Here is a 6,210-nt window from a genome sequence, read left to right as displayed (position 1 = left end):
TCACTTGGCTATCAGAGTCCCATCGACTTCGAGCAAGCCGTCAAAAAACCGTTACTCGTCGGTGAATCCTGATCCACAGGACGCACCATTTACTTTCCCGTTAAGACCGGTCCACTGTCAACTTTTCGTGGGCAATTCCACTCACTCCTTGTCTCCTTGTCTCCTTGTCTCCTTGTCTCCTTGTCTCCGTGTCTCCGTGTCTCCGTGTCTCCCCCCCCCCGCTCTTCTTCACGCCATTTCCAGTCGGCAACTTGCATCGCATGGTTCGGCGCATTTCATTGAATCGCCGCGTTGACGAGCAACGCTTCAGTTCTTGCTAGTATTAGATCTCGCTCTATTGCCCATTCGTTCGGGCTCTCGCGCGTGTACTTCGCTTGATGAGAATCATACTCGTCGAGCGTTTTTTGAAGTTCGATGTCACTCGAACTTAGACTGATCGCAATTTCCCGGACGGTTGCTTCAGTACCAATTTGAACAAAACCATGATCCCGCATTACTCCCTCAACATGCCGAATCGCAACTGCGAAAGGAATGCTTGGGTGACAATGTAGGTTTACGCTTCCTATAGCGCAGTCGCGTCTGTGTTCGATTCTGAGCGTGGACCGAAACCTGGATACAAAGAAATCCAACAGTCGCAAGACGTAGCGGTTGGCGCCCGTGCGTGGAAATTCGAGCACGACGCTTTCGCCATCGACACGAGAGTTCAGCCCCAGGGACTGAAACGAGCGTTGGATCGAATCAACATCCCAGACTAAATCAGGAGGTACATGAAACATCGTGTTCTCTACTTCGTCGACGAACGGCCCGCGTCACCGGGGCCCGTCAGTTATGCATCCATTCGTGAAATCACACCGACGGGCCTCCGCGCGCACACGATGGTTACCCGTCATTTTGCGGTTGCGTTGTCCCAGGTCGATACTGTTTCAGGGCAATCGGGTCCGTTGTTGCGTTTGAAAGACGATAGATTAAACGCAGTCCATTGTCTCTTGCGTAGGCAAGCAAATCGCGCCCGCCATACGGCAACAGCATACCAAAATTGGTCTTCCGTTGATGAGTAACGACCGCATCGAGAATCAGAGGTTCGAGCGAATCATCAAGTTGAACGAAGATATCAATACGATCGCCAACGAGAAACGGTGCTGTATCTGGAGTTGGCGCTGTACCTATCGCTTCGCGGTCACGTGGTATCACGTACGGCTTTGAGAAATCGAAATTGATCCGCCTCGAATTTGCAAAATCACGTCCGTATGCCCACCATCCAGCAATGAATGAACAGCCAACCATGACGGTGACGATCGCGCCGTCTCGAACTAGTTTCCATCGCTTCATATCAGAATGAGCCTGAAGGGAACATTTTCGCACCAACCGGGTCATGCAACAGGCGTTCGTATGATTGGATTCGGTTTCGGTGTTCCATTCGCTCTACCGAGTCCCTGAGTGCATTAGCTCTTACGGCGCGTTGCAGTGACAATTCTCGCTGAACTTCGACGCTTCGTTGCTGTGCAATGGTCGTATCTTGGTCATGCTGGGACTGGACATGCGACGCATGAGACGTCCAGCCAAGATAAAACGCGACAACACAGACTGGTAAGGCAAGCAGCACGCGGAGTCCGAATTGCAGTTTTGGCATTCAATCAACCAAGTCGCTAGAAGAAGATTACGTCGGATAACGATTGAGGTAACGGGGGGCAAGGCGAGGACATGACTTCAGGACCGACTGCGCCGATGCCCTCACTGTCACCGATTTGTTATCCTCCGTGTGTTGTAAGCGACTCAGACCGCATGAGTTCAGCACCAAGCTTCAGTATAGCGAGTTCCCGGCTGTTGTGGACGTTTGGCCGTGCTGTAGCTTTTCGAGTATTTCGTTCGTGCGCTCGTCGACGTCATCGATCCGCAGCAGATCGGCGAGTTCTTTCGTTTTTGTTTTTCGACTATCGGCATCTTCTGAATCGCGGGCAAGCAATGCGGTTTCCTTGATGCGATCCAGTCCGTGGACAATTGTGCCAGACAAGACTCGGTTTGCGATGCGGTTCATCGCCTCGGGGTTCACACCAAGCGGTAATGCGGCAAGCGTTGACAAAGCAGCCTTTGCGTCGTTACCGCTTTCACGATGCTGCACCGAATCGATGAAGTCAGGCAACATTCGTGTCAGTTCTCGAAGATCGCTCTCGGACAAGTTAGGCGTGTTGGTTTTATTGGTGGGTTGTATTTCAGCGCGATGTTGTTGCGGCGGGGAAGTGTGACCACAACCAAACAGCGAAAGGATCGCCGCACAGTTCGAGCCGAGCAGTGTCTTTTTTGGGCGTGCTCATGTCGATTGTCGGCTCGGGGGAATAACGTTACGCGTAAGCGGGAACACGCGGGAAAGTTTCTAACGGCCAAATCGCTCAGCTCATGCGCTCCGGTGCCCGTGATGGTCATTCCTTCGATTGACGCAGTGCGCAGCAGAAGCCAAGTACGCAGAGGAGGGAGATCCCGGCGCACATTGGCACGAGGACGAATTCGCTCGTCCCCGAGATTGCATACGACAAACGATTGTCTGTGTTTTGAACGAAGAACTCAACGGATTGCGAAATGAACATGAAAGTGAAAGCACCAACGAAACCCGTTGCGATTGGCATAGCATCTCGAACGCGTCGGCTAAGTCGAATCAAAATTGCGTGAGGCAACCATGCGATCGAAGTAACGAGCGTCAAGAACAGTAATTCCGCTCCCGACAAAGACGCAAGTTCATTAGCGGCCGCCCACCCCCAGCCGACGGCAAAACATAAGTACATGGTCGCAATGAAAGCACTGGCGAAAACTGTGAAATGCACAGCGTAGATCCAACGCAACGGGTATTCAGAAGTAGCCGCGTCAATGTCTTGTGAAAATGAAATTGCGGCTGGCGAGTATGGATTGGGGGAAGTCACTAAAATTCCGTTTCAAGCAATGTCAGCGGGATAAGGGCCACACATCAGCGGGCCGGCGCGAGACGCTTTGATTACAAAACCGACACGACCGCCGGCTCCGTGGCATGCGTCTGTCATGTGTCGGTTGTCACGTTGTCCCAGTCTTCCTCGCCGCTGAGCCACTCAAATGCGTAGTGGCGTTGGAACAAGACATCGTATACTAAATCGTCCGGCATCGAACCGTCACGAAACGCTTTACGCGCATGGCAGTGCAAATTATAGGTGCGATCATCTTCGCCAAGTAGCTCAGCAGGCGGGCGAAGCGATGCGGCAGAAACAAAATGATCAATCGAATCACCAAGTCCGGGCATGATTTCGTCGACCAGTCTTGCGGTATCGCAGGTTTGCGTGGGCAAGCCAAGTGCTTCGACTTTGCCGATTGCCCACAGCAATGCCCACTGAGCCTCTTGTCGCCATCGAGAATCGCTACGTTCTTTGTCCGTTGGAACATTCGCACAAAGGAAGTTTTGTTCGTTCGGCGAAACCTTTTCCCAGACCGAGAGATCTTTGAGCCAAGCGATGATGGGCTGCGGATCGACTCCGTAGCCCACTGCAGCCACGCAGTGAAGGATGATTGTGCGTATCGCGACATCCTCGACCGTGCGATGGTACGCTTTGACGTAATCGTAGACCGGCAGCACCACGTCATCGACGCACAAGCCATGAGATGCGGCCCACTGTTTGGTATTGGTCATTGGCAGCATCCTGACACAAAACGTCACCAATCACCCGGCGGCGACAAGAGATGGCCCGTGCAGTTGAGTCCTGTGAGTTCTTGAGCAAATAACGGTGCGGTTCAGCGGGGCCGCGCGAACGACTCACCACTTCAATAATCTTAACTCGGCGACTCACATGCATCGTTTGGTTTGTCGCTCTTCCGTCGCTTTACTCGAGAAAGAAGGAACCAGACAAGCATCGTAACTGGACCAGCAGCAGAAGCAGCCATGTATACAACGGCATTAAGCTGTGCGGACCAACCGCGGGGAGTCGGATGAATGAACATCATAACCAATCCGAAAGCGAGCACTGAGAGCAAGGCGAGAAGTCCGGCGCAGAGTAAACGCCGAGCCGGTTCACACCACAGTCTGTCAGGAAAGCCGCAGAACCCTGCCAGACCAAGCAGAAGCATGCACAACACGTTCGGGACAAGAAGGGTATATCCGGTGAGATTAGGCGGCCAATGCCAAGCAGCGATTCCTTCGAAATAGGAAGTGACTGGCATCGGTCCGAGTTTGATGCGGTATAGAAGCGATTGGACGGCAAATGGACCAATGTAGCCAAAGCACCCTAAGGTGGCCGCACCCACCAAACTTCGCTGCCTGTCATAGGGTACGCCATCACCGATAGCATTGGCGTCAGGTGGTAACTAGCAAGGTGTGCGATATGGGTGCATATTGAGCACTAATTCGACGAACGTTAACGTTGACCAAGCCGCCGCTAGCCAGTCAACCATTTCAGAAAAGCGTGGCAGGCGGCTCCGTATCCAACGCTTGGTTCGCCGCAATGTGGGGCGACAACTACAGTTTACCCCATCCGTTCGACATTGTGCGGCCGAGACGGTTGGATATCAATTCGGGAATGGACAGGGTCCACCCCGAATGTGACAGTGGTGCCCAATTCCAAAACTCGATGCCGAGATACGACAGCCCAACATCTGGTTTGGTCGTCCAATGATCGCAACGGGTTGGGACAGAGCATTTTGGGCAACGAAGCGAATTGAGTCGATCGTCATTGATGAAATGCCCGACACAATCATAGAGTTGATCCATCACCGATTCGTCGTCCGAGAACAGCGTTTTGCAGGCGGGACAAATCGCGTGTTCAAAAACGGGAAACGCGAAGAAGTTGACGTACCGTTCAGCGTGTACCTTGACGCCATTCACCGTGAGTTCACTCCAGAACGCGAGTTCACGATCAGCAAAATTGTAGATTTCCGATAGGCGTGGACCGGGAGGATAGCCGACACCATTGAGGACGCATTCCGAGTTAGGGGTATCCAAGAGCATTCGCTCGGAGATCAGCAGCTCGATGACGGCATCGCCGATAGACGCAGCGTCGTCGGGTGTGGCGTTGTGGTCAATCAAAGTTTCGTAGTGCGAACCCAAGACGCATCCATTTTAGAGTCGGCGAACGGCAGATACACGGGGCACGGAGAGTTGGGCGTCCATCTTAGCAAACGTGCAAGCCGTCCTCCGGGCGAGTAGAACCGTGTCTCTCGGATGTTAGGATACGCTTTGTGTTCACAGCTTGCCACAGATTCCTCCTTGTGGTGTCACCATATTTGATCCTTGTCCAATTGATCATCGAACCCTCTCAGAACCGGACAGGCGCCGCCGGCGCATCCGGCTCCCAGCCGACACCTCTCACCTGAGATCAGTTCGAATTCTACAATCGCGTTAATAGCCGCGGTAGTGGCGACAGCGATCGACGCACCTTCCAACCGACGACACGAATCGGTGACCACGAGCCCAAAGAAACGCAACGCCCCCAATGCTCAAATACAGGCAAAAAAATGTTGGACAAAAATATGCAGTCAGAAGGAGAGGCCACTCGCTTTTCCGTCTTTTTAATTTTTCTGTCGCACCAATCTTCCTGTCTATTTTCCGTCAGTACGATCACCGGACGAAAATCACTGAATGACCGACACGGCGCGCACACGGTCAATCTGCAACAGCCGGTCGTTTCTTGTCGCAGTGACCGAGGGGGACGGTGCCACAAATAACGACCGAAAGATTGGTGCGACAGATAGATTAATAAACAGAACGATGGAACATTGTCTGTCTTGCGGTCCCCCAAAGCTAACCGATTCAACATTTCCCTAGTCGCAACGCGACGAAAAGCGATGGCCACGGACGGCAGTCGGTCGGAGAACTCCATTCACCCGAAGGTTGGACAGGGAGATGGAGATGGAGAGGCAGGGAAATAGTTGCTTCATTCTGCTCGGTCACGCCTTCCGTCGCAAACCGTCTGCACCCGCGATAACCGCGAGAGGTTAAAAGATGGAAGGTTAAAAAATGGAAATCAACTTCAGCGTTCAATCCCCATCGCGAATCGTCATCGACGTCTCATTTTTCTGTCGCATCAATCTTTCTGTCTGCCATCCGCCACTGTCTGCCATCCGCCATTGTCTACCATCCGTCATTGTCTGGCACTTGCGAACACCACACCCCCGTCTGCACCGCGATCCTCCCCCAAGCACTCCTCACTCCTCACTCCTCACTCCTCACTCCTCACTCCTCACTCCTCACTCCTCACTCCT

Annotated in this window: 5 protein-coding genes; 1 reads left to right on the top strand and 4 read right to left on the bottom strand. The window is 53.0% G+C overall.

Going from position 1 to position 6,210, the window contains the following annotated elements; genetic code table 11:
- Positions 1-275 precede the first annotated feature (275 nt).
- On the bottom strand, positions 276-776 hold the full coding sequence (locus tag ABX962_RS26995; protein ID WP_372724049.1) for a hypothetical protein: 501 nt from the start codon (positions 774-776) through the stop codon (positions 276-278).
- Between the two features lie 274 nt (positions 777-1,050).
- Here ABX962_RS26995 and ABX962_RS26990 point away from each other — a divergent pair, with 274 nt between their 5' ends.
- Positions 1,051-1,203 (top strand): hypothetical protein, encoded by a 153-nt coding sequence (locus ABX962_RS26990; RefSeq protein ID WP_372724047.1) that lies wholly within the window; start codon positions 1,051-1,053, stop codon positions 1,201-1,203.
- 598 nt (positions 1,204-1,801) lie between these two features.
- On the opposite strand, the gene ABX962_RS26985 is transcribed toward ABX962_RS26990, so the two are convergent.
- From ABX962_RS26985 to ABX962_RS26975, 3 genes are all read right to left on the bottom strand, one after another.
- Positions 1,802-2,176, bottom strand: coding sequence for a hypothetical protein (locus tag ABX962_RS26985; RefSeq protein WP_372724046.1), 375 nt, complete (start codon positions 2,174-2,176; stop codon positions 1,802-1,804).
- An 849-nt stretch (positions 2,177-3,025) separates the two neighbouring features.
- Complete coding sequence (locus tag ABX962_RS26980; RefSeq protein ID WP_372724044.1) at positions 3,026-3,646, bottom strand: DUF4272 domain-containing protein; 621 nt, start codon at positions 3,644-3,646, stop codon at positions 3,026-3,028.
- 822 nt (positions 3,647-4,468) lie between these two features.
- On the bottom strand, positions 4,469-5,035 hold the full coding sequence (locus ABX962_RS26975; protein ID WP_372724042.1) for a hypothetical protein: 567 nt from the start codon (positions 5,033-5,035) through the stop codon (positions 4,469-4,471).
- Between the last annotated feature and the right edge of the window lie 1,175 nt (positions 5,036-6,210).

The sequence above is a fragment of the Novipirellula sp. genome (assembly GCF_041583735.1).
GTDB lineage: Bacteria > Planctomycetota > Planctomycetia > Pirellulales > Pirellulaceae > Novipirellula.
Note: the sequence above shows the minus strand (reverse complement) of the source record. Positions and strands in the feature narration are given on the sequence as shown.